The organism is Acidovorax sp. LjRoot118 (genome assembly GCF_964253575.1).
Lineage (GTDB): Bacteria > Pseudomonadota > Gammaproteobacteria > Burkholderiales > Burkholderiaceae_C > Acidovorax.
On sequence record NZ_CAXURB020000001.1, the window covers coordinates 3,953,986 to 3,976,418 of the forward strand.

The 22,433-nt window shown below is 67.8% G+C and carries 20 protein-coding genes and 1 pseudogene; 9 read left to right on the forward strand and 12 right to left on the reverse strand.

The features are described from left to right. Positions 1 to 19 precede the first annotated feature (19 nt). The 7 genes from ACSQ9E_RS18700 to ACSQ9E_RS18730 form a co-directional block, all read right to left on the reverse strand. Complete coding sequence (locus ACSQ9E_RS18700) at positions 20 to 1,582, reverse strand: malonate--CoA ligase (RefSeq protein ID WP_436218801.1); 1,563 nt, start codon at positions 1,580 to 1,582, stop codon at positions 20 to 22. A 35-nt stretch (positions 1,583 to 1,617) separates the two neighbouring features. Next, positions 1,618 to 2,442 carry an enoyl-CoA hydratase/isomerase family protein gene (locus ACSQ9E_RS18705; protein WP_436220237.1) on the reverse strand — a complete coding sequence of 275 codons (825 nt, stop codon included), beginning with the start codon at positions 2,440 to 2,442 and terminating at the stop codon, positions 1,618 to 1,620. 222 nt (positions 2,443 to 2,664) lie between these two features. Then, positions 2,665 to 3,660 carry a Bug family tripartite tricarboxylate transporter substrate binding protein gene (locus ACSQ9E_RS18710; protein ID WP_436179131.1) on the reverse strand — a complete coding sequence of 332 codons (996 nt, stop codon included), beginning with the start codon at positions 3,658 to 3,660 and terminating at the stop codon, positions 2,665 to 2,667. A 169-nt stretch (positions 3,661 to 3,829) separates the two neighbouring features. Continuing rightward, on the reverse strand, positions 3,830 to 5,335 hold the full coding sequence (locus ACSQ9E_RS18715; protein WP_436180166.1) for a malonyl-CoA decarboxylase: 1,506 nt from the start codon (positions 5,333 to 5,335) through the stop codon (positions 3,830 to 3,832). Positions 5,336 to 5,337: 2 nt separating this feature from the next. Then, a complete protein-coding gene (locus ACSQ9E_RS18720; RefSeq protein ID WP_057263920.1) occupies positions 5,338 to 6,006 on the reverse strand; it encodes a GntR family transcriptional regulator in 669 nt (222 codons plus the stop codon). Between the two features lie 384 nt (positions 6,007 to 6,390). Further along, the gene (locus ACSQ9E_RS18725; protein WP_436218802.1) at positions 6,391 to 6,684 is read right to left on the reverse strand and encodes a cupin domain-containing protein; all 294 of its coding nucleotides are present in this window, start codon (positions 6,682 to 6,684) and stop codon (positions 6,391 to 6,393) included. A gap of 76 nt (positions 6,685 to 6,760) precedes the next feature. Continuing rightward, positions 6,761 to 7,654, reverse strand: coding sequence for a helix-turn-helix transcriptional regulator (locus ACSQ9E_RS18730; RefSeq protein ID WP_436218803.1), 894 nt, complete (start codon positions 7,652 to 7,654; stop codon positions 6,761 to 6,763). A gap of 100 nt (positions 7,655 to 7,754) precedes the next feature. Between ACSQ9E_RS18730 and ACSQ9E_RS18735 the strand changes: the two genes are divergently transcribed. The 3 genes from ACSQ9E_RS18735 (at position 7,755) to ACSQ9E_RS18745 (ending at position 10,096) form a co-directional block, all read left to right on the forward strand. Beyond that, a complete protein-coding gene (locus tag ACSQ9E_RS18735; RefSeq protein WP_436218804.1) occupies positions 7,755 to 8,642 on the forward strand; it encodes an SDR family oxidoreductase in 888 nt (295 codons plus the stop codon). 82 nt (positions 8,643 to 8,724) lie between these two features. After that, positions 8,725 to 9,573, forward strand: coding sequence for an alpha/beta hydrolase (locus ACSQ9E_RS18740; protein WP_436218805.1), 849 nt, complete (start codon positions 8,725 to 8,727; stop codon positions 9,571 to 9,573). 7 nt (positions 9,574 to 9,580) lie between these two features. Further along, positions 9,581 to 10,096, forward strand: coding sequence for a GNAT family N-acetyltransferase (locus tag ACSQ9E_RS18745; RefSeq protein WP_057263927.1), 516 nt, complete (start codon positions 9,581 to 9,583; stop codon positions 10,094 to 10,096). Positions 10,097 to 10,106: 10 nt separating this feature from the next. Here the strand turns inward: ACSQ9E_RS18745 and ACSQ9E_RS18750 are convergent, their stop codons facing one another. Continuing rightward, a complete protein-coding gene (locus ACSQ9E_RS18750) occupies positions 10,107 to 11,597 on the reverse strand; it encodes a M20 family peptidase (RefSeq protein ID WP_436218806.1) in 1,491 nt (496 codons plus the stop codon). Between the two features lie 113 nt (positions 11,598 to 11,710). Between ACSQ9E_RS18750 and ACSQ9E_RS18755 the strand changes: the two genes are divergently transcribed. Next, positions 11,711 to 12,652 carry a LysR family transcriptional regulator gene (locus ACSQ9E_RS18755; RefSeq protein WP_436218807.1) on the forward strand — a complete coding sequence of 314 codons (942 nt, stop codon included), beginning with the start codon at positions 11,711 to 11,713 and terminating at the stop codon, positions 12,650 to 12,652. Between the two features lie 32 nt (positions 12,653 to 12,684). Then, positions 12,685 to 13,113: a GNAT family N-acetyltransferase gene (locus ACSQ9E_RS18760; RefSeq protein ID WP_436218808.1), complete on the forward strand. Its 429-nt coding sequence runs from the start codon at positions 12,685 to 12,687 to the stop codon at positions 13,111 to 13,113. A gap of 9 nt (positions 13,114 to 13,122) precedes the next feature. Here ACSQ9E_RS18760 and ACSQ9E_RS18765 read toward each other — a convergent pair whose 3' ends face one another. Further along, complete coding sequence (locus ACSQ9E_RS18765; RefSeq protein WP_436218809.1) at positions 13,123 to 14,175, reverse strand: serine hydrolase domain-containing protein; 1,053 nt, start codon at positions 14,173 to 14,175, stop codon at positions 13,123 to 13,125. 17 nt (positions 14,176 to 14,192) lie between these two features. After that, positions 14,193 to 15,032 (reverse strand): prolipoprotein diacylglyceryl transferase, encoded by an 840-nt coding sequence (gene lgt, locus ACSQ9E_RS18770; protein WP_436218810.1) that lies wholly within the window; start codon positions 15,030 to 15,032, stop codon positions 14,193 to 14,195. A 213-nt stretch (positions 15,033 to 15,245) separates the two neighbouring features. Here lgt and bfr point away from each other — a divergent pair, with 213 nt between their 5' ends. Further along, positions 15,246 to 15,716 (forward strand): bacterioferritin, encoded by a 471-nt coding sequence (bfr, locus tag ACSQ9E_RS18775; RefSeq protein WP_057206436.1) that lies wholly within the window; start codon positions 15,246 to 15,248, stop codon positions 15,714 to 15,716. Positions 15,717 to 15,808: 92 nt separating this feature from the next. Here the strand turns inward: bfr and ACSQ9E_RS18780 are convergent, their stop codons facing one another. Next, positions 15,809 to 17,116: a hypothetical protein gene (locus ACSQ9E_RS18780; RefSeq protein ID WP_436218811.1), complete on the reverse strand. Its 1,308-nt coding sequence runs from the start codon at positions 17,114 to 17,116 to the stop codon at positions 15,809 to 15,811. Positions 17,117 to 17,374: 258 nt separating this feature from the next. On the opposite strand from ACSQ9E_RS18780, the gene ACSQ9E_RS18785 reads away from it, so the two are divergent. Together ACSQ9E_RS18785 and ACSQ9E_RS18790 are read left to right on the forward strand one after the other, a co-directional pair. After that, a complete protein-coding gene (locus ACSQ9E_RS18785; protein ID WP_436218812.1) occupies positions 17,375 to 18,388 on the forward strand; it encodes a GlxA family transcriptional regulator in 1,014 nt (337 codons plus the stop codon). Between the two features lie 814 nt (positions 18,389 to 19,202). After that, positions 19,203 to 19,493: pseudogene (locus ACSQ9E_RS18790) on the forward strand (MFS transporter); the annotation flags it as partial. 108 nt (positions 19,494 to 19,601) lie between these two features. Here the strand turns inward: ACSQ9E_RS18790 and ACSQ9E_RS18795 are convergent. Next, entirely contained in the window at positions 19,602 to 20,564 is a 963-nt protein-coding gene (locus ACSQ9E_RS18795; protein WP_436218813.1) for a LysR family transcriptional regulator, read from the reverse strand. A 142-nt stretch (positions 20,565 to 20,706) separates the two neighbouring features. On the opposite strand from ACSQ9E_RS18795, the gene ilvD reads away from it, so the two are divergent. Continuing rightward, on the forward strand, positions 20,707 to 22,413 hold the full coding sequence (gene ilvD / locus ACSQ9E_RS18800; RefSeq protein WP_436218814.1) for a dihydroxy-acid dehydratase: 1,707 nt from the start codon (positions 20,707 to 20,709) through the stop codon (positions 22,411 to 22,413). Positions 22,414 to 22,433 lie beyond the last annotated feature (20 nt).

Sequence of the window (22,433 nt, forward strand, 5' to 3'; positions counted from 1 at the left end):
CTGCGCCGCCAACACCCCTTCAGGCGAACAAGCCCCTGTGCTGATCGCGCAGCAGGTTTTTCTGCACCTTGCCCATGGTGTTGCGCGGCAGTTCGTCGGCCACGAAGCAGCGCTTGGGGATCTTGAAGTTGGCCAACTGCGACTTGAGATGCGCCACGATGGCCTCGCCGTCGAGCTTGGCACCGGGCTTGGCGATGACCACAGCCACGCCCACCTCGCCGAAGTCCGGGTGGGGCACGCCCACCAGGGCGCTTTCGGCCACGCCGGGCATGTCGTTGATGTAGCCCTCGATCTCGGCCGGGTAGACGTTGTAGCCGCCGCTGATGATCAGGTCCTTGCTGCGCCCGACGATGCTCACGTAGCCGCGCTCATCGACCTTGCCCACGTCGCCGGTCTTGAACCAGCCGTCGGACGTGAACTCCTCGGCCGTCTTCTCGGGCATGCGCCAGTAGCCCTTGAAGACGTTGGGGCCCTTGACCTGGATGGCGCCGATCTCGCCCAGGGGCAGCGCCTTGTTTGCGTCGTCCACCACGCGCAGGCCCACGCCGGGCAGCGGAAAGCCCACGGTGGCACCACGCCGCTCGGTCTGGTCCTGGTGGCGCTTGTCAGCAGCATAGGGGTTGGAGGTGAGCATGATGGTCTCGCTCATGCCGTAGCGCTCCAGGATGGTGTGGCCGGTGCGCTGCTGCCATTCGTTGAAGGTTTCGATCAAGAGCGGCGCCGAGCCCGCGACGAACAGGCGCATGGTCTTCGCGGTCTCTTTGGTGAGCCCCGGCTCGGCCAGCAGGCGCACGTAGAGCGTGGGCACACCCATGAAGACGGTGGCGCGCGGCATGGCGGCGAGCACGGCCTTGGGGTCGAATTTGCTGAACCAGATCATCTTGCTGCCGTTGATCAGCGCACCGTGCATGGCCACGAACAGGCCGTGCACGTGGAAGATGGGCAGCGCGTGGATCAGCACGTCACCAGGCTTCCAGCCCCAGTAGTCCTTGAGCACTTCGGCGTTGGACTGCAGGTTGCCGTGCGTGAGCATGGCGCCCTTGCTGCGGCCCGTGGTGCCGCTGGTGTACAGGATGGCGGCCAGGTCATCGGCCGAGCGCGGCACGGGCGTGTGCTCGTCACCATGGTGCGCGGCGCGATCCAGCAGGCTGCCCGTGCGGTCGTCGCCCAGGGTGAAGACATGCTGCGTGCCCTGGGTGAAGGCGATCTTGCTCACCCAGCCGAAGTTGCCGGGCGTGCAGACCACCACGGCAGGCTCGGCGTTGCCGATGAAATACTCGATCTCGGCGCTCTGGTAGGCGGTGTTGAGCGGCAGGAACACGTAGCCCGCGCGCAAGGTGGCAAGGTACAGCAGCAGCGCTTCGACCGATTTCTCGACCTGCACGGCCACGCGGCTGCCCTCGGGCAGCTTGAGCGACACCAGCAGGTTGGCGATGCGGGCGCTGGCGCGGTCGAGGTCGCTCCAGCTGTAGAGCAGCGGCCGGCCATCGGCGGTGGAGGTCTCCACAGCCGTGCTGGCCAGGTCGGCGGGGAAGGCGGCGCGCAGGGCGCTGAACAGGTTTTGCTGAGGGGTGGAACTCATGGTGCGGTCATCCGTATAGGCAACAAAGCGGCGGTTCAAAACACAGGGGGGCGTTTTTCGAGAAAGGCGGTGATGCCTTCGCGGTGCTCAGCGCTGTCCGCATAGGCATAGGGGTCTGTGGCGTGGTGGTGGCTGGAAGAAGCAGGGTGGTGCTGCGACGGGTCGATGGACAGCGGCGCTTTCAGCGCACGCAGGGTCTGCTTGTTCAAGCGTGCGGCCCCTGGCGCCAGCGCCGCAATGCGGCAGGCGCTGGCCAGGGCCTCGGCGCGGGCGTCTTCGGCACCGGCCACCACACGGCTCAAAAAGCCGCGCGCAAACATCTCGTCAGCGCCAAAGGTGGCGGCTTCCAGCAACATCTGGCGCGCGGTGACCTCGCCCACGGCACCGGCCACCAGCTGCGCCTCGCGCGGCGCCATGGGAAAGCCCAGGCGTGCGATGGGTGCGCCAAAGCGCGCGCCGGCATGGGCCACGCGCACATCGCAGCAGCTGGCAATCTCCACGCCCGCGCCCATGCAGGCGCCGGCGATGTGGGCGACGATGGGCACGTCGCAGTCGAGCATGGCCGAGAGCCCGCCCCAGACGTCGCCCTCGTGGAATTCCCGCAGCGCCGCCGCGTCGAAGCGAAAGCCCGGGTACTCCGAGATATCGCCCCCTGCGCAGAAGGCTGCACCCTCGCCTTCGATCAGCACGCAGCGCACATCGTGGCTGCGCTGGATGTCCTTGAACACGGCGCGCAGCTGCTGCCACATGGCGCGCGACATGGCGTTGAGCCGGCCGGTGTGGCGCAGCGTGACCTGCACTACGCCAGCATCGCCGGCCGCGCCGGGTGCGCGCGCCGCGACTACCTGCGCCGCTGTCATCGCTGCTGATACAACTGCCTGCATATTGCCTTTCCCTGCTCGCCGCTAATTGGGGGGCGTTCAGAAGGTGTGAATGGACCCGGCGTGTCCGAGCAGGCCGCCACAACGCGTGCGATCTAGGCGCAAAGCACAGCCATAGCGCGGGCTATGGCGAGCATTTGCAACGACGAGCGCGCGTGTTTTGGAGGCATGAGCGGGCATGGCGGGTTCGTTCACACCTTCTTAGTCGAGCTTGGCGCCCGAGGCCTTGACCACCGTGGCCCAGCGCTTGACTTCGCTGCTGACCATGGCGCCGAACTGCTGCGGGGTCAGGGTGCCGTAATCGGCACCGTTGCTGGCCCAGATGGTCTTGATCTCATCGGCCGTGCCGATGCGCTTGACCTCTTCCACGATGCGCGCCTGGATGTCGGCCGGCGTGCCCTTGGGTGCCCACAGGCCGTACCAGGTGGTCACGGTGTAGTCGGGCAAGCCCACCTCGGCGGCGCAGGGCACGTCGGGAAAGGCCGGGTTGCGCTTGCTGCCCGAGACCATCAGCGCCTTGATGCGGCCGCTCTTGATGTGCGTGGCCGAGGAGCCCAGGCCATCGAACATCATGTCCACATTGCCCGCGATCAGATCCTGCAGGGCCGGGCCCGCGCCGCGATAGGGGATGTGGGTGATGAAGGTGCCCGTTTGCTGCTTGAACAGCTCGCCCGCCAGGTGGTGCGAGGTGCCGGCACCGGCCGAGCCGTAGTTGAGCTTGGCGGGGTTGCGCTTGACGTGGTCGATGAACTGCTGGAAGTTGGCCACCGGTACGGCCTTGGGGTTGACCACGACCACCTGGGGCACGTTGGCCAGCAGGGCCAGGGGGATGAAGTCCTTCTCGATGTCGTAGTCGAGCTTGGGGTACATCGACGGGGCGATGGCGTGGTGCACGGCGCCCATGAACAGGGTGTAGCCGTCGGGCGCGCCCTTGGCCGCAAAACTCGCGCCCACGGTGCCGCCCGCGCCGCCCCGGTTGTCGATGACCAGGGTCTTGCCGACGGTCTTGGAGAACTGGGCGGACAGGGGCCGGGCGAAGGCATCGGTGCCCCCGCCTGCAGGGAACGGCACCACCAGGGTCACCGGCTTGCTTGGCCATGCGGACGCCTGGGCCCAACTGCTGCCACAGGCCAGTGCGGCGGCCGCAGCAGCGGCACCGCGCAGCACGTCGCGGCGCTGCAGGTCGTTGTCTTTCATCTTGTCTCCTGTCTTATAAAAATAGAAATGAAACTACCAACCAAACTTACCAACAAAAGGCGCATGGTAGCGCCGCCTCACGACACGGGTGTCACCCATGCACACCACGGCCCCAGGGGTTACGGGTTATCCCTCTGGACGTGGCACACAGGGGCGGCAACGCCGCGATTCAGCCCTTGCACAGGCTGTCGATATCTCCCGATGCGGGCACCTTGCCCTGTGCCAGCATGCTGCGGTGCTTGTCGATGCGCTTCAAGTCATACAGGTAGTTGACCATCAGCCCGTACGACTGCTTGAGCCCCTTGGTGGAGGGGTCGCCGCCCCAGTTCAGGCGCTCCACGCGCGCACCGTTGCCCAGGTGAAAGCGCGCCACCGGGTCCACGGGCTTGCCCTCGGCCAGCTCGCGCGCCAGGTAGTGGGCTGCGCATTCGAGCAGCATCTGCCGCACGGGCGAGCGGGCGTCCAGGTCCAGCGGCTTTTCGAGTGCGGTGAGCAGGTGCGCGGCCTGTGGCGGCTCGAAGCCCACGGCGCGGCCCAGCTCGGCGCGGCGCTTGTCGTCCAGCCGCTCCAGCATGGGTGCCGCATGCTTGGCCAGCCAGCCCCTGAAACCTGGGATGGGCGAGAGCGTGGCAAAGGTGCGCAGGCGCGGGAACTCTTCGGTCAGCGTCTCCACCACGTGCTTGATCAGCGAATCACCAAAACTCACGCCGCGCAGCCCCGTCTGGGTATTGCTGATGGAGTAGAAGATGGCCGTCGTGGCCTTGGCCAGGTCGGCCGGTGCGGCGGCCTCGTCCAGCAGCGGGGTGATGCTGCTGGAGATGCGGTCCACCAGCGCCACCTCCACGAAAATCAACGGCTCGTTGGGCAGGCGCGGGTGGAAGAATCCGTAGCAGCGGCGGTCGCTGTCGAGCCGGTTCTTCACGTCGGCCCAGCTGCGGATGTCGTGCACCGCCTCGTACTTGATGAGCTTTTCGATCAGCGAGGCAGGCGAGTCCCACGACAGCCGGCGCAGCTCCAGAAAGGCCACGTCAAACCAGGTCGAGAACAGGTGCTCCAGCTCCGCGTCGAGCGGCAGCAGGCGCTTGTCGGCCTTGAGCAAGGGCAGCAGCTCGGCACGCATGTCCAGCAAAAAGCGCATGCCTTCGGGCACCACCGCAAAGCGCTGCAGCAACCGTGTGCGCGGCGACACCAGGGCGCGGCGCAGGCTGATCTCGGCCTGGCCCTCCTCGGCCGTGCCCGCTGCGGCCTCGTAGCGCTGGCGGGCGGACTTGAAGCGCGTGGCATCGGGTGCGAACTGCTCGCACAGCAGCAGCCACATGTCGCGCCGCTCCTCGGGCGCGGCCTCGGCATACCACTGGGCCACGCCGTGGGCGCGGCGCCCGCCTTCGAGCTCGCTCACCTGCGGGGCCACCACCTCCTGCAGGTCCGCCAGCAGGCGGCGCAGGGCACGCGGCGACAAGGCCTCCTGCCCGCGGCGCAGCGTGGCCGCCAGGCGTTCGTTGGTGGAGCGCGGAACAGCCACCTTGGCCACCACGTCGGTCACGTTGGCCTTTTCGGCGGCCGCTCGCGCAAGCTTGTCGCCAGGGGCCTTGTCACCGGCGGGCTTGTCGCTGGCGGGTGCAGCGGAGCGCAGGCGCGAGACGCTGCGGGCAATCCATTCGGGGGCAGTGTTCATGTTCATGGTGTCAACCTCGATTGCTGGGTGCGGGCTACGTCGCGCAGGGCCTCGCGCTGGCGCAGCAGATGGGTGCGCATGGCCTCCTCGGCGGCATCGCAGTCCTGGGCCTTGAGGGCGGCAAACACCGCCAGGTGCTCTGCCAGGCTCTGCTGCAGGCGCCCGGGCGCGTGCAACTGCTGCAGCCGCGCCAGGCGCAGGATCTTGCGCAGATCGCCGATCACCTGGGCCAGCCAGCGGTTGTCCGCCAGCGTGATGAAGGCCTCGTGGATGGCGTGGTTGGCTGCGTAGTATTCGGGGATGCGCCCGGCTGCGGCATGCGCCTGCAGGCGTTGGTGCAGCACCTCCAGCGCAGCCACGTCGCCCGCACTGGCGCGGCGCGTGGCTTCGTGCGCGGCGCGGCCTTCGAGCAGCGCGATCACGGGGAATATCTCGTCCAGGTCCTTGGACGTGACCTCGGCCACAAAGCAGCCACGGCGCGGCTCATGGCGCAGCAGGCCCTCGGCCACCAGCACCTTGAGTGCCTCGCGCAGCGGCGTGCGCGAAATCTCCAGCCGCTCACACAGCGCCGCTTCGTCCAGAAAGCTGCCCGGCGCCAGCTTGCCGGCAAAGATCTCCTCGCGCAGACGCGAGGCGACTTCATCGTGCAGGGAATTGGATACCAGGCGCATGTGCGGGTGAACTCCGGGTGAATCAGCTGCCAGGCCCCACAAGGGCCCCGGCTTTTGCCGCCAACGTGCCATCAAATGACGGCAAACGCAGGCTTTGCTCTCACATGGGTGTAATTTCTCATAATTATGGAAAATGACAAGGGGGAAAGCGTGATTTTTGGTAAGCGAGGCCAAAAAACCAGCGGCTGCAGCGAGCGAGCAACACCCCAGGCTCTTTGATGGCGCTTCTGGGCGTCTCGCGCCTGCCTGCAACGACGGCGCCTCAAATCCACGCGCAGGACCAAACGCTGCTTCTACCTCTTCGCTGTAGCAAAGGCGCCGCCTCTCGCCATGCAGCATCGCAAGTGCGCCAAACTGCGGTGCTGCAGGCCCGGGGGCCTTCAATCAATCGGCAGGGATTCGCCGTGCCACCCAGTAAGTCGCATCCTGCGCCCCATACCGTTCCGCATGCGGCTCATTGCGGTACAGCGTAAACGTATCGCCGGGCACCAGGCGGCGCTCCTGGCCCTCGCAGGTGAGCCACATCTCGCCCTGCACGACGATGGCGCTCACGCCGAAGTCGTGGCGGTGCTCGGGCACCACCTGGCCTGGGGCCCATTCGCGCAACAGCACTTCGTCGAACCCGCCGGCAAGCGACTGGGCCTGGAATTGCTCGAAGCTCAAAGGTACGGCGGGCATGGCGGTCATCTGGCTTGTCTCCTGCAGGCATGCGGGACTGGCGGGGTTTTTTGCATCGGCGATGTGAGGGGCGTGTCTATGCGGGCATGGTCTGGCGCTGGCGCCTGACAGCAGCGCTTGCCGCTGCCGCTGCCTTGCCCTCCTCGCCCGCAGCAATCAGCGCCTTCACACGCGCCAGGTCGCGCGGCGTGGCGGGGGTGTAGATCACCATGCCCAGGTCGGGCCGGCCATCGACGGCAAAGGCCGAATACTCCAGGTCGATGGGGCCGGCCACGGGGTGCACCACGTGCTTGGGGTGCTCGCCATAGCTGCTCTGCACACCGTTGTCGCGCCAGAGCGCGCGGAACTCGGGGTCGATTTCGCACAACTCCTCCACCATGGGCTGCACGCGGGCGGCGGCGCCAGCACGCGCCACGTCGGCGCGGAAAGCGCCGACGATGAAGCGCGAATCACGCTCCCAGTTGGGCATCTTGCGGCGCAGCGCCGCACTGCCGAAAACCACGCGCAGGATATTGCGCTGCCCCACGGGCAGCGCGCCATAGTCGGTCAGCACCAGAGTGGAGGCATGGTTCCAGGCGACCACGTCCCAGGTGGAGGTCTTCACATAGGCGGCGCTGGTTTCGAGCGAATCGAGCACGCGCTGCAATCGGGGCGTCACGCCCTCGGGGTCCTGAAAGCGCACCTCGGGTGGGCGGCCCAGGGCGAGCAAAAAGACATACTCGCGCTCGGCTTCGGTGAGCATCAGCGCGCGGGCGATGCGCGCCAGCACATCGGCCGAAGGCGCACCGCCGCGCCCCTGCTCCAGCCAGGTGTACCAGGTGGCACTGACATGTGCGCGCTGGGCGACTTCTTCGCGGCGCAGGCCGGGCGTGCGCCGGCGCGCGAGCGAAAAACCGAGCGCCGCAGGGTCCAGCCGGTTACGGCGGTCGCGCAGGTAGTTGCCCAGCGGGTTGTCGTTGGTGTCGGGCATGGATGCAGTCCTGTTACTTCTTATACCTGTATAAGATCACTACTTTACCCGGATAAGCCCCGTGGCGACACTGCCCTCCTTTCACAGGAAGGACATCACCATGCGAGTATTCGTGACCGGCGCGACCGGTTTTGTGGGAACGGCCGTCGTCAACGAGCTGATCGACGCGGGCCACAGCGTGCTGGGCCTGGCCCGCTCGGACGAAGGGGCCGAGCGCCTGGCCGCCGTGGGCGCCGAGGTGCACCGCGGCTCCATCGACGACCTCCCCAGCCTGCGCCGAGGCGTCGCCCATGCCGATGGCGTGGTCCACACGGCGTTCAACCACGATTTTTCAACCTATGCGGCCAACTGCGAGGCGGACCGGCGGGTCATCGCGGCGCTGGGCGCCGAGCTTGCGGGCACCAACCGGCCCCTGCTCGTGACCACCGGCATGACGCTGCTGGGCAACAGGGGCGGCGTGGGCACCGAAGAGGATGCGCCCGTGCCCAGCAGCGCCGGTGTGCCGCGCAGCGCCTCGGAAGAGGCTGCAACGGCCCTCGCGCAGCAGGGCGTGCATGCCTGTGTGGTGCGGCTGCCGCAGGTGCACGACCCGTTCAAGCAGGGCCTGATCACCTACCTGATCGCGCTGGCCCGCGAGAAAGGGGTGTCGGCCTACCTGGGCGAAGGCGCCAACCGCTGGCCCGCCGTGCATGTGCTCGATGCCGCCTGCCTGTACCGGCTGGTGCTGGAACAGGGCCAGGCCGGCGCACGCTACCACGCGGTGGGCGAGGAAGGTGTGGCGCTCAAGGCGGTTGCCGAATCCATCGGCCGCGGCCTGAACCTGCCCGTGGTATCGGTGCCGGCCAGTGGTGCCGAGCAGCACTTTGGCTGGCTGGCCCGCTTTGCCGGTATGGACAGCCCGGCTTCCAGCGCGCTCACGCAGCAGCGCCTGGGCTGGCAGCCGGTGGAGACCACGCTGATCGCGGACCTCAACCGGGCGCAGTTCTGAGCCGGCAGACGCATCCGTGCGGCGGTCACCAGCGCCTTCAGGCAAGCCTCCTACAATGGGCCGAACAGGAGGAGTCCAACGCATGCTGCCCAAGCCAACGCCCCGCCCCACCACCGTTTCCATGCCACGCCGCACGGCCCTGTTGGCAGCAGCCGCCGCAACGGCGCTGGCCGCCTGCGGCGGTGGCGGCTCGTCCAGCGACGAGCCGCCTGCCGAACCCGTGGGTGAGGTCATCAACTCGTCGCTCAGGTCCGAAGCGACGGGCGGCTCGTACGCCATCCGCGTCTACCTGCCTCCGGCGTATGCCACGGGCACGGCCACACTGCCCACCATCTATGTGACCGAAGGCGATGCGCTGTACGGCAGCAGCGGCCTGGCCCCCACGCGCTTCGACACATTCAAGCAGGTGATGCAGCGCCGGGGCACACAGGCCATCCTGGTCGGCATCGGTGGCACGGCCCAACGCGGCACGGACTTCCTGCTGCCCGGCGCTGCTGTCTACCTGAATTTCATCACCAAGGAGCTGGCGCCCAGCATCGAGCGCCAGTACCGTGCCGACCCCAAGCGCCGCGCGCTCTCGGGTCTGTCGCACGGCGGCTACTTCGTGGTGGCAGCTCTGGTGATCGAGGGAATGGCCGGCGCGCTGAGCTTCTCGCACTACCTGTCCACCGAATCCAGCGTGGGCGGCCACGGTGATGCGAGGGCCTTCCTCGCCTACGAAAAGCAACTCGACGGCAAGCCCCTGCCCGCCACGCTGTTCCTGACGGGCGCCATCAACGGCAATACGGTACTCATCGTGAACCCCCTGTATACGCAGATGGCCGCGCAGAGCAACCCCGGGCTGACGCTGCTCAGGGCGGAGTACAACGCCAGCCACGTCGGTGCCGACGTACCGGCCTTCGAGGATGCACTCCAGCGCTTTTTCCCATGACCGTCGCATGAGCCCTGGCCCGGCGCTGCACATCGCGCTGGCAGACAGTCCGCATGCCTCGCTGACCGACCTGCTCTGCGAGCTGAACGCCTACTACGCCGATGCCGGCGTGGCCACGGCCCCGCGCGAGGCCGTGCACACACACCTACGCGACCACCTTCTCGCGCCCGGCTCGACTGTGCGTCTGGTAGTGGCCAGCGATGCGGCGGGCAAGGCAATGGGTTTTGCCGCCATCGTATTCCTGCATTCCATCGTGGACCCGAGCCCCGGGCACCGGCTGCAGTGCATGGTCAAGGAGTTGTTCGTCAGCGCCAATGCACGGGGCAAGGGCATTGGCCGGCTGCTCATGGCCTGGGTGGCGCGGCATGCGGCCCAGAAAGGCTGCGGCCGCATGGACTGGAACGTGAAGGCCGGCAACCACGCGGGCATCGCCTTCTACGAAAGTCTGGGCGCGGTACTGGTGGCCGACCGGCTGAGCTACAGGCTCACGCGCGAGGCGATGGACCGGCTGGCCTGCCCCTGAAAAGGTCGACTCAGGGCTTGGCGCCCGCCTGGCTCACCTGGCCGATCAGCCGGTGATAAAAGCGGATCGCGTCCGCATAGTTGGCGATCTCCAGGCGCTCGTTGGTGCCATGAAAGCGCTTGAGGTCCTCCGAGTTCGCGCGCACGGGCGAGAACTTGAAGATGTGGTCGCTGATGGCGCCGTAATGCTGCGAATCCGTGCCCGCCACCATCAGCCCCGGGGCCACCAGCACGTCGGGAAAGACCTCGCGGATGGTCTGGTTGAGCAGCCTGTACTGGGTGGAATCGGTGGGCGCGACCTTGGAGGCGTCCACCGCGCCGGGCAGCGGGCTCAGCTCGTACTGCGCCGTGGGCGCGCTGATCTTGCTGCGCATGTGCTCCATCACCTGCTCCTTGGTATCGCCGGGCATGATGCGGAAGTTGACCGTGGCCTCGGCGCGGCCGGGCACCACGTTGTCGCGGTTGCCGGCGTTCACGATGGTCAGGGCCGTGGTGGTGCGCAGCATGGCGTTGGTGCTGGCGGCCCCTTCGAACTGCTTTTGCACCACGGGGCGGAACAGCCACAGGTTGGACAGCACCACACGGTTCACGCCACCCATCTCGGGGGCCAATGTGTCGAACAGTTCGCCCGCCACGCCGCGGATGCCGCCGGGCATCTGCTCTTCGTCCAGGCGCTTGAGGGCGTCGCTCATCATGGCGATGGCGCTGCTGCCCTTGTGCGGCGGCATGGACGAGTGGCCGGGCGTGCCCGACATCTTCATCACCACCGACATGTAGCCCTTCTCGGCCACGCCGATGACGGCGGCCGGCTTGGCCAGGCCGGGCATCACGCCGTCCAGGATCAAGAGGCCCTCGTCGATCACAAAATCCAGGCGCACCTTACGCTCCTGCAGCAGCGCGGCGATCTTGGCGGCGCCGCGCAGGCCGCCCACTTCCTCGTCGGCACCGAAGGCCAGGTAGATGGTGCGCTGGGGCACAAAGCCGCTGGCCAGCAGCATCTCCACCGCCTCAAGCTGGCTCATGAGGTTGCCCTTGTCGTCCCAGGAGCCCCGGCCCCAGACGAAGCCGCCCTGGATGGCGCCCGAGTACGGCGGCTGCTCCCAGTCGCCCTCGGTGCCGGGCGCCACGGGCACCACGTCCTGGTGGGCCATCAGCATCACCGGGGCGGCATTGGCATCGCTGCCGGGCCAGGTGTAGAGCAGGCTCAGGTCGCCCACCACCTCGCGCTTGAGCTTGGCATGCACCAGCGGAAAGCGCTGCTGCAGCAAGGCGTGGAACTGCAGGAACTGGCCGGCGCTGAAGTTGGCATCGTCGCGCGAGGACTCGGTGCGCAGGCGCACGGCCTCGGCCAGACGGCCGGCCACGGCGGCATCGTCCACCGGCAGGCGGGCGATGGGCGCCACCTCCAGCTGGCGCGAGCCCTTGCGCGCTGTGTTGACGCCCAGGGCCACAGCCAGCAGCAACACCAGGGCCAGCAGCCCCAGCAGGAGTTTCTTGATCATGTGCGTCAGCGCTTTCTAGGATTCGGTGGGCAGGGCCAGAGGGTTGCCATGCTAAGCCGGTAACGAAATGTTAGTCCAATGCATAATTCAAGTCGTTTCGTTCGATTTTCTGCATGAGCACCACCATCGCCCAGTTGCGCCATTTCATTGCCCTGGCCGACAGCGGCAGCTTCACCCGCGCGGCGGACAGCACGCGGCGCTCTCAGGCAGCCTTCAGCCGCAGCATCGCCATGCTGGAGGCCCACCTGGGTGCGGCACTGGTCGAGCGCAGCGGCCACCGCAATGCGCTCACGCCCATCGGCCGCACCGTGCTGGAGCACGCCCGCCAGGTGGTGGCCCAGGCCGACGAGCTGCACCAGGTGGTGCGCCACCACGTCAGCGGCGAAGCGGGCTCCGTGCGCCTGGGGATGACCGCCACGCCCCACGCCCTGCTGGGCCGCCGCCTGCTGCACATGGCGGCCGGGCATGCAGGCCATATGCGCCTGCAACTGAGCGGCGGGCCCCAGGCGCAGCAGATACAGGCCCTGCGCGACCGCGCACTGGATGCGCTGGTGATGGACCAGCGCTCCCTCCCCGGTGCCCACGCCGACCTGGAAGTGCACACACTGGCCGAGTTGCCCACCGGTGTGCTGGTGCGGCCCGGCCACCCCTTGGCGCAACGGCACCCCGTGCGATTTGCCGACCTCACGGAATTTGCCGTGGCCTGCACCGGCATGAGCGCGGCCATGGGACGGCTGCTGGTGCAGCGCCTGGGCCTGCAAGCCCACCCCGACACACTCATCACCCTGGGCAGCGAATCGGTGGCCGACCTGCTGGACGTGGTCAGCCAAACGGATGCCGTCTACCTGGGCATCGTGGCCCCGGCAGCGCCCTTGCTGGCGCAAGGCCAGTTGGTGGCGCTGGACATACCGACACAGGGGCTGCAATCGCACATCGCCTGGGTGCAGCGCGTGGCGCGCGCGCCCAACCCGGTGCTGGACGGCATACGCGGGCAGGTGCAGGCCTGGCTGGGGGAGGCAGGTTCCATAGAGCAGGCGGCCGACCTGCCGGCATAATCGCCGCCCCATCCAGCCCGCCCCCTGCATCCATGGCCTATTCCTTCACCTTCGCTCCACCCTCCCCCGAAGACCTGCAGGCGGGAACCCTTGGAAAGCACCTGCGCGAATTCAACTACCGCACCGTGGGCGAATACCCGCAGGTGCAGCCTGTGCGGCTGGACGTGCGCGATCTCCACGGCCGGCTGGTGGCAGGCATTCGCTCCTATGTGTTCGTCTACTGGCTGCAGACCGATGTGCTGTGGGTGGCCGAGGACCAGCGCGGCCAGGGCCTGGGCGCACGCCTGCTGGGCATGGCCGAAGCCCAGGGCAAGGCACTGGGTGCAAAAAACGCCAAGCTCGAAACCTTCGAGTGGCAGGCACGGGCTTTTTACCTCAAGCAGGGCTACGCCGAGTACGCGCGCATCGACGACTATATCCAGGGCCAGTACCTGGCGCTGATGCGCAAGCCGCTGGCATGAGCCAAAGCGCTATCCCAACAGGGAAGACCTGAACACCGGGTGCTCCACCGGCAGCACCTGCTGCGCCAGCGGCACCGCGAGGGCCATGCCCCGGCCGCTGTTGGTCAGCAGCACGAAGCCATCGCCCGAGCCGGGCGAGAGCATGGCGAAGTTGCGAAAGCCCGGGTTGTTGCCCCACTGCCAGAGCATGGGGCCTGCAGGAGTTCGCTCGATGCCCCAGCCATAGCCCCACTCCAGCCCCAGCGCCTTGTCGGCCACCACGGGGGCGGACATGGCCAGCGCCAGCAACCGCTCATCGGCCACGACGGCGGCCAACAGGCGCGCATAGTCTCCCGCCGTGGTGTACAGCGAAGCGGCAGCCACGGGCACGCCCCAGCGCATGCCGCTGGCGGCGTCGCCATGGGCATGCACGGCCCGGCCTTCCAAGGCGGCGTTCCAGACCAGGCTGGAATCGCGCATGCCCAGGGGGGCAAACACCTCAGCGTCCATCCACTGCACGATGGGCCTGCCGGTGACGGCCTCCATCACGGTCTGCAGCAGCACATAGCCTTCGCCCGAATAGCGCCAGCGCTGGCCGGGCTCGAAGGCGGGGGCCAGCGTGCCGCCGGTCCAGTTGGGCAGGCCCGAGGTGTGGTTGAGCAAGGCGGCCACCGGGATGCGGGCCAGCGTGCTGGCGGGCACGGTGTCGCTGGCATCGCCGGGTTTGCGCCGCAGCACATGCTGGTAGTGCACATAGCCTTGCGGCAGGTAGCGCGAGACAGGCGCATGCAGGTCCAGTTGGCCCGCGAGGGCCAGGCGCAGCGCGCCATAGGCGACGACGGGCTTGGTCAGCGAGGCGGCCTGGAACACCGCGTCGGGTGCGGCACCACAGGTTCCTGCCACCACGGTTTCCTGCACGCGGCCCGCCTGCAGCGTGGCATGCGCCGCTGCGCACACGCCCAGGCTGGCAGCCACCCCGGCCACCGGCTGGTGTCGGTAGCGCGTGAGGTCCGTCGCGCACGATGCCAGCAGCGGTGACGCGGCAGCGCTGGCCAAAAGGAGCCGGCGGCGGGTGACGGTCATCGGCACCGCGCGGCAGGTCAGGACTTGGACGTGGTGAGCGCAGGCGTGCCGCCCTCGCGCTTGGCGGCCCACAGCCACATCAAAATGCCGGCCACGATCATGGGCACGCACAGCCACTGGCCCATGCTCATGCCCAGCGAGAGGATGCCCAGGTGCGCATCGGGCTCGCGGAAGTATTCGGCGATGAAGCGGAACGCCCCGTAGCCGATCAGGAAGACGGCGGCCACCTGGCCCTCACGGCGCTGGCGCCGGGCATACAGCCACAGCAGCACGAACAGCAGCAGCCCTTCCAGCAGAAACTGGTAGACCTGCGAGGGGTGGCGCGGCAGCATGGAGCCGCTTTGCGGGAACACCATGCCCCAGGGCAGGTCAGGGCTGGCAAAGCGGCCCCAGAGTTCGCCATTGATGAAGTTGCCGACGCGGCCCGCCGCCAGGCCCGTGGGCACGCAGGGCGCTACGAAGTCGGCCACCTGCAGCCAGGGGCGCTTGCGCGAGTGGGCAAACCACAGCATGGAGACGATCACGCCCAGCAGCCCGCCATGGAAGGCCATGCCGCCCTGCCACACGTAGAAGATCTCCAGCGGGTGGCTCAGGTAATAGCCGGGCTTGTAGAACAGGCAGTAGCCCACCCGCCCGCCGATCACCACGCCGGCCACGCCGAGAAAGAGGATGTCCTCCACGTCCTTGCGCGTCCACGCGCCCGGGCCGGTAATGGAGGCGAACGGCTGGTGCCGCAGCCGGGCGATGCCCAGCAGCATGAACAGCCCGAAGGCCGCCAGGTAGGTCAGGCCATACCAGTGGATGGCCAACGGGCCCACTTGCAGGGCGATGGGGTCGATTTGGGGGTAGGTCAGCATTTGGGCGGTATTGTGCCCGCGCGCTGTGGCAGTTGGCAGCCGGCAGCCCCGCGAGGTGTGGGGGCAGCGCCCAGGAGGCTGTGAGCGCACCGGGCGCACCCCCGATGAGAACGCTTCTGATCCCTGTACGCATGCAGAGCGCACAGAGGGGGACATTCCCCCCAAACGCCTTCGTCCGCGCGATACTCCTTGCCAAAATTCAAGGATAAAAACATGCAGGGAAACCCACAGGTCGTCGACTACTTCAAGGATCTGCTGCGCGGCGAACTGGCCGCGCGCGACCAGTATTTCGCGCATTCGCGGATCTATGAAGACCAGGGCTTCATCAAGCTCTACACCCGCCTCGACCACGAGATGCAGGAAGAAACCCAGCACGCCGACGCGCTGCTGCGCCGCATCCTCTTCCTGGGCGGCCGCCCCGACATGCGGCCCAAGGAGTTCACTCCCGGCGAGACCGTGCCCGAGATGCTGCGCAAGGACCTGGCCACCGAGTACGAAGTGCGCGCCGCCCTGCAAAACGGCATGGCGCTGTGTGAAAGCGTGGGCGACTACGTGAGCCGCGACCTGCTGCTGACCCAGCTGCGCGACACCGAGGAAGACCACGCCTACTGGCTCGAAAAGCAGATCGGCCTGATCGACAAGATCGGCCTGCAGAACTACCTGCAGTCACAAACCTCCGCCTGAGCGAGCCCCCCAAGGTACTCGCGCGCCTGTCGCCGGGCTCAGGCAGGGGGAACGCCCGTACATCCGGCCCCACCGGCCAGTCTGCTGTCCACTCAATGCAGGCGTGGGCCTTCTTCGTCGTAGTAGTGCCGCGCCTCGTCCCACTCAGGCGCGGGTGGTGCAAAAAGCAGATCCCGGTCACCGGCATCGTGCAGCCCAGGGGCGTCTGCCGGCTCCAGCATTCCCGCCATTTCCTGGGCAAAACTGCGCAGCGCAATGAACTCGCAGGAGATGCGTTGAAAGATGACCTCACTGACCCGGTAGGACCCCGGCCCAGAGTCCTCGGGGTCGTTGGAAATCTGCAGCGCCGTCACCCCGTCCATCAAGGCAATGGCATGCACCCCCAGCGATGCGAAGTGGGACACCAGCACCTTAATGTCGACGCACACAAACAACTGAAAAGCCCCCTGCATGAACAGCACGGCATTTTCAGCAGTCATTGACAGGGTGAACGGCTGCATCGGCACCCAGGCCATTTCGGGCGCCACCTGTATCGACATCATCGATTTCGATGCCATGCCCTTCAGCGCATGCAGGCAACCCGGATTGCCCTGGTAGTGGTCCGTGCGGATCGCCACGTAGCGCAGGCCCTCTTCCGGAAAGACCTGCGCGATGCCCGATTCCATGGCCTTCTGCACACAGGTGTTGAGGTGCACCGCATGCGCTGTCGCGGGGTGGATTTCCGGCGGCGGCGCATTGCGTGCGCCGTGAAATTCCGCCGGACCAGCGCCTGCCAGAAGATGCATGGTGCGCCGCAGCTCCTCGTCCAGGAGCTTTCCTGGGCGACCCCGTTGCACGAACGATTTCAGCTCCACGGGCTGCGGTTCACTGCCCGCCAGAACACAGATATCGCCTTGCCCCACCATGTTCGTCACATCGGCCAGGACAACGGGGATGCCCATGCCGGTGCCCAGCCTCAGGGCCCGGTACCGCCTGCGAAACGTTTCCTGCCGGGAGACGAGTCCCGCACGCTCCTTGGCCTGGGTTCTCTGGGCAAAATAGAAGTACCTGTGGCGTTGGGGCGGATGGTAGGTCGCCGCAATGCCATCGCCAAAGCAGCGGTACAAAAAGCGCAGATGCTCCAGCGCGTCACAGCGGTCCTGGATTTTCAGGACCAGCTCTTTCGTCTCGCGCGCTTTCTCTCCGATCAGCCGCTCTCTCACCAGGCGCTGCTTGAGGCGGAGCCTGGCGTCCTGAAGGCGGTCATGGCTCAGCTTCGACCGGGCGATGCGCCGGATGAGCAATTGCTGAAGTTCCAGGACGAGATTCACCCGCCCTGGGTCGCCCTGGATGGTGCCGAGCAGCCGCGCGGCCTTCAGGAGCCACTGCATCTCTCGGGGAAACCTCAAGGGGAAAGGCATTCGCAGTCTCCTCAAAGCGTGCGATGGACAAGTTCAAATCTGTTGAGGACCCTTGGCTTGGCGGCCCTTCCTGTCTGCAGGATAGCGCCCATGCGGCAGCGAACGCCAGCAAATTATCGCTTGTTGACAATGTGGCCCGGGCAGTGGTGGCTGGCGCCGCCTGACTGCGCTTTGTCCCGCCGGCGCACCTTGGCATTTGGCCAGATCTGTGGGCTCATTGTCATTGCGGCCAACCCCACGAACGCCGACACTGGGCGCATGCCCCACCCCACCCGCACCGTTGCCTGCCTGGTCTACCCCGGTGTGATGAGCCTGGACGTGGTCGGCCCGATGCAGGTCTTCGGCTCGGCCAATGCCGAGCGCACCGGCCATGGCCTGCCGCCAGCCTATGCGCTGCGCCTGCTGGCGGGCGCGCCGGGGCCCGTCACCACTTCGGCCGGTTTTGCGCTGGTGGCCGATGGCAGCTGGGCCGATACCGACCCCGCAGGCGTGGACACCGTGCTGGTAGCGGGTGGCGATGGCGTGGCCGACCAGTTGGGCCACACCGGCATGCTGCAGTGGCTGCGCCATGCCGAGCCCCAGGTGCGCCGCCTGGGCTCGGTCTGCTCGGGCGCCCTGCTGCTGGCCGAGGCCGGCCTGCTCGACGGCCTGCGCGTCACCACGCACTGGTGCCGCATGGACAGCATGCGCCAAAACTACCCCGCCGTGCAGGTGGACGAGGACTGCCTGCACACCTACGACGCGGCCCACCCCGTGTACAGCCACCTGTTCACCTCGGCCGGCGTCACGGCCGGCATCGACCTGGCCCTGGCGCTGGTGGAGGCAGACCTGGGCCGCCCCATGGCCCTGGCCGTGGCACGCCGGCTGGTGATGTTCATGCGCCGCCCGGGCGGGCAGGCGCAGTTCAGCGCGCTGCTGGCGCCCGAGACGCGGCATGCCCCCCGGCTGGCGGCCCTGCTTGAATGGATTCCCTCGCAACTGGGCGGCGACCTGTCGCTCGACGCCCTGGCCGGGCAGGCCTGCATGCCGCCGCGCACGCTCACCCGCGTGTTCCAGCGCGAACTGGGCACCACGCCCGGCCGCTATGTGGAGCGCGTGCGCGTGGAGGCCGCCTCCACCCTGCTCGCCCAGGCCCAGGCATCGGTGGCCACCGTGGCCCGGCTGTGCGGCTTCGAGCACCCCGAGAACCTGCGCCGCAGTTTTCACAAGCACCGCGCCGTGAGCCCGCAGGCCTATGCGCAGCGCTTTGGCGCCGGCGCACTTCTGGACTGACCACTTTTCCTCCGCGCCAGACACGGCGCACCACCGAAAGCCTCTATCCATGCTGCTGTTGCGCAATGCCTCCGTTCGCCTGCTGTTCGCCGGCCAGGCCCTGTATTGGGGCTGCTCCATCATCGGCATCACGCTGACCTCCATTGTCGGCGCGCGGCTGGCGCCCTGGCCGGCGCTGGCCACCTTGCCGCTGGCACTGCTGGTGCTGGGCAACCTGCTGTCGGTGCAGCCGCTGTCGCTGTTCATGCAGCGCCACGGCCGGCGCGCCGGGCTGCAGGCCGGCGCGCTGTGCGGTGTGGCGGGCGGCCTCATCAGCATGGCGGGGGTGCAGTGGGGCAGCTTTGCCGTCTTCTGCGCGGGCACGCTGGCCATCGGCGCCTACCAGGCATCCTCGGGCTACTACACCTATGCCGCGCTGGAGGCGGTGGATGCGCAGCAAAAAGGCCGGGCCGCCGCCTGTGTGGTGGCGGGCGGCCTGTGCGCGGCCGTTTTCGCCCCACCGCTGGCGCTGTGGTCGCGCAACCTGCTGGCCACGCCGCTGGCCGGCGCCTACCTGGCGATTGCCGTGCTGGCCGCGCTGGGCTGGGTGGTGATGGCGCAGCTGCGCGAGGGCGTGGCGCCCAAGCCAGCCGCGGGCGGCATGGCCGCCATGCGCGCCCTGCTCGCCCGCCCTGGCCTGCGCGCCGCAGTGGTGATGACGGCCATCGGCCATGGCCTGATGATCCTGGTGATGAACGCCACGCCGCTGGCGATGGAGGTCTGCGGCTTCTCGGCCGCATCCGCCGCGCAGGTGATCCAGTGGCATGTGATCGGCATGTTCGCGCCAGCGCTGTTCTCGGGCACGCTGGTCGACCGCTTCGGCAGCCGCCGCGTGGCCACCGTAGGCGCGCTGTGCCTCGCGGCCAGCGCGGTGGTGGCACTGTCGGGCATCTCCTTCATCGAGTTTTTGGCCAGCTCCTTCCTGCTGGGCACGGGCTGGAACCTGATGGTGATCTCGGGCACCACGCTGCTGGCCGAAAGCCATGCACCCGAGGAGCGCGGCCAGGCCCAGGCACTGATGCAACTGGCCAACGGCATCGTGGCGGCGATGATGTCCTTTGCCTCGGGCGCCCTGCTCACCGGCGTGGGCTGGACGGCCATCAACGCGGTCGCTGCCTTTGCTGGCCGTTGCGGCGGGGCTGCTGTTCGTGCGCGGGCGCGCTGCGGCAGTTGCTTAGCCAGCAGCCGAGCGCTCGCGCACGAAGTCGATGAAGCGAGCCAGCGCCGGGTTGTTCAGCGCAGCCGGCCAGACCAGGCTGGTCTCGCATACCGGAAGGGGACCGGGCACCGCTTTCACGGCCTTGGTCCGCGCCTTGCCCGGAGCAGGTCCGAACGCATCGGCCGCGCGGTAAACCACCCCCTCGCGGCGGAACTGGGTCACGCTCTCGGGCACCCAGGCCACGCCCAGGCCGCCCCACACCAGGTTGACGATGGTCTGCATCTGGATCGCCTCCTGCGCCACCACGGGTACGCGGCCAGCCGCGTGGTACAGCGCAAAGATGGCGTCGTGCAGCGAGGGCACGATGCGGCGCGGAAAGATCACCAGCGGCTCGGCCAGCACCTGCGCCAGGTCCAGGCGCGGCACACCGGCCAGCGGGTGGCTTGCGGGCAGCGCCAGCACCAGCGGTTCTTCGGCCACCGCCAGGCGCGCCAGCTCGGGCGGGGCCGCGCCGGGCGAATGCAGCACCAGCCCGCCATCGAGCTCGCCGCGCGCAAACAGCGCGCGCTGCACGTCGCCCGTGGCCTCCACCAGCTCCAGCGCCACCTGCGGGCACAGCACGCGAAAATCGCGCACCCATTCGGGCAGCCGCTCGAAGCCGATGGTGGAGACAAACGCCAGCCGCACCCGCCCCACCTCGCCCGCCGCTGCGGCGCGTGCCCGCACCGGCAGCGCCTGCGCGCGCTCCAGAAAGTCGCGCACATCGGGCAGCAGGGCCTCGCCCGCCGGCGTCAGCGCCACGCGCCGGCGCGTGCGGTCGAACAGCATCACGCCCAGCGAGCGCTCCATCTGCGCAATGGCCTGGGTCAGCGGCGGCTGCGTCATGTGCAGGCGGATCGCGGCCCGGCCAAAGTGCAGCTCCTCGGCCACGGCGACGAACTGGCGCCAGGCGCGCACGTCGATGAATGTCTCTTTCATATGTTTTATATATTAATGGAGCAGATGAAAGGGATTGGAAACGCAGCGCCAAACCTCGCATACTTGCACCCGAAAGCATGGGACACGTGGAACGCTGCGCTGTCCTCCCCACAACAACGACTTCCCCACCAGGAAACACGCCATGGCAGACAGCAAGACCATCCCGATCCAGCCCATCAACCACCGCAGCGCCAACATCACACAAGGCAAGTCGCGCGCGCCCAACCGCTCCATGTACTACGCCATGGGTTACGAGGAAGGCGACTTCGTCAAGCCCATGGTCGGCGTGGCCAACGGCCACAGCACCATCACCCCCTGCAACAGCGGCCTGCAGAAGCTGGCCGACGCGGCCATCGCCGGCATCGAGGAAGCCGGCGGCAACGCCCAGGTGTTCGGCACGCCCACCATCTCGGACGGCATGGCCATGGGCACCGAAGGCATGAAGTACAGCCTGGTCAGCCGCGAGGTGATCAGCGACTGCATCGAGACCTGCGTGGGCGGCCAGTGGATGGACGGCGTGCTGGTGGTCGGCGGCTGCGACAAGAACATGCCCGGCGGCCTGATGGGCATGCTGCGCGCCAACGTGCCCGCCATCTACGTGTACGGCGGCACCATCCTGCCGGGCCGCTACCAGGACAAGGACCTGAACATCGTGAGCGTGTTCGAGGCTGTGGGCGAAAACGCCGCCGGCAAGCTCAGCGACTTCGACCTGAAGGAAATCGAAAAGCGCGCCATCCCCGGCACCGGCTCGTGCGGCGGCATGTACACCGCCAACACCATGTCCAGCGCCTTCGAGGCCCTGGGCATCAGCCTGCCCTACTCGTCCACCATGGCCAACCCGCACGACGAGAAGATGAACTCGGCCAAGGAATCGGCCAAGGTGCTGATCGAGGCCATCAAGATGGACTTGAAGCCCCGCGACATCGTGACCAAGAAGGCCATCGAGAACGCCGTGGCCGTGATCATGGCCACCGGCGGCTCCACCAACGCCGTGCTGCACTTCCTGGCCATTGCCCACACGGCGGGCGTGGAATGGAGCATCGACGACTTCGAGCGCATCCGCAAGCAGACCCCCGTGCTGTGCGACTTGAAGCCCAGCGGCAAGTACCTGGCCGTGGACCTGCACCGCGCAGGCGGCATTCCGCAAGTGATGAAGGTGCTGCTCAACGCCGGCCTGCTGCACGGCGACTGCATCACCATCAGCGGCAAGACCATTGCCGAAGTGCTCAAGGACGTGCCCGATGCGCCCCGCGCCGACCAGGACGTGATCCGCGGCATCGACAAGCCCATGTACGCGCAGGGCCACCTGGCCATCCTGAAGGGCAACCTCAGCCCCGAAGGCGCCGTGGCCAAGATCACCGGCCTGAAGAACCCCGTCATCACCGGCCCGGCCCGCGTGTTCGACGACGAGCAATCCGCCCTCGAAGCCATCCTGGCCGGCAAGATCGTTGCCGGCGACGTGATGGTGCTGCGCTACCTGGGCCCCAAGGGCGGCCCCGGCATGCCCGAAATGCTGGCACCCACCGGCGCGCTGATCGGCGCCGGCCTGGGCGAAAGCGTGGGCCTGATCACCGACGGCCGCTTCTCCGGCGGCACCTGGGGCATGGTGGTCGGCCACGTGGCGCCTGAAGCGGCTGCAGGCGGCACGATTGCCTTCGTCAACGAAGGCGACAGCATCACCATCGACGCGCGCCAGCTGCTGCTGGAGCTGAACGTGAGCGAAGAAGAAATCGCCAAGCGCCGCGCCGCCTGGACGGCCCCCGCCCCGCGCTACACCCGCGGCGTGCAGGCCAAGTTCGCCTTCAACGCATCGAGCGCGAGCAAGGGCGCGGTGCTGGACGCGTATTGAGAAATGGCAACGGGATGGTG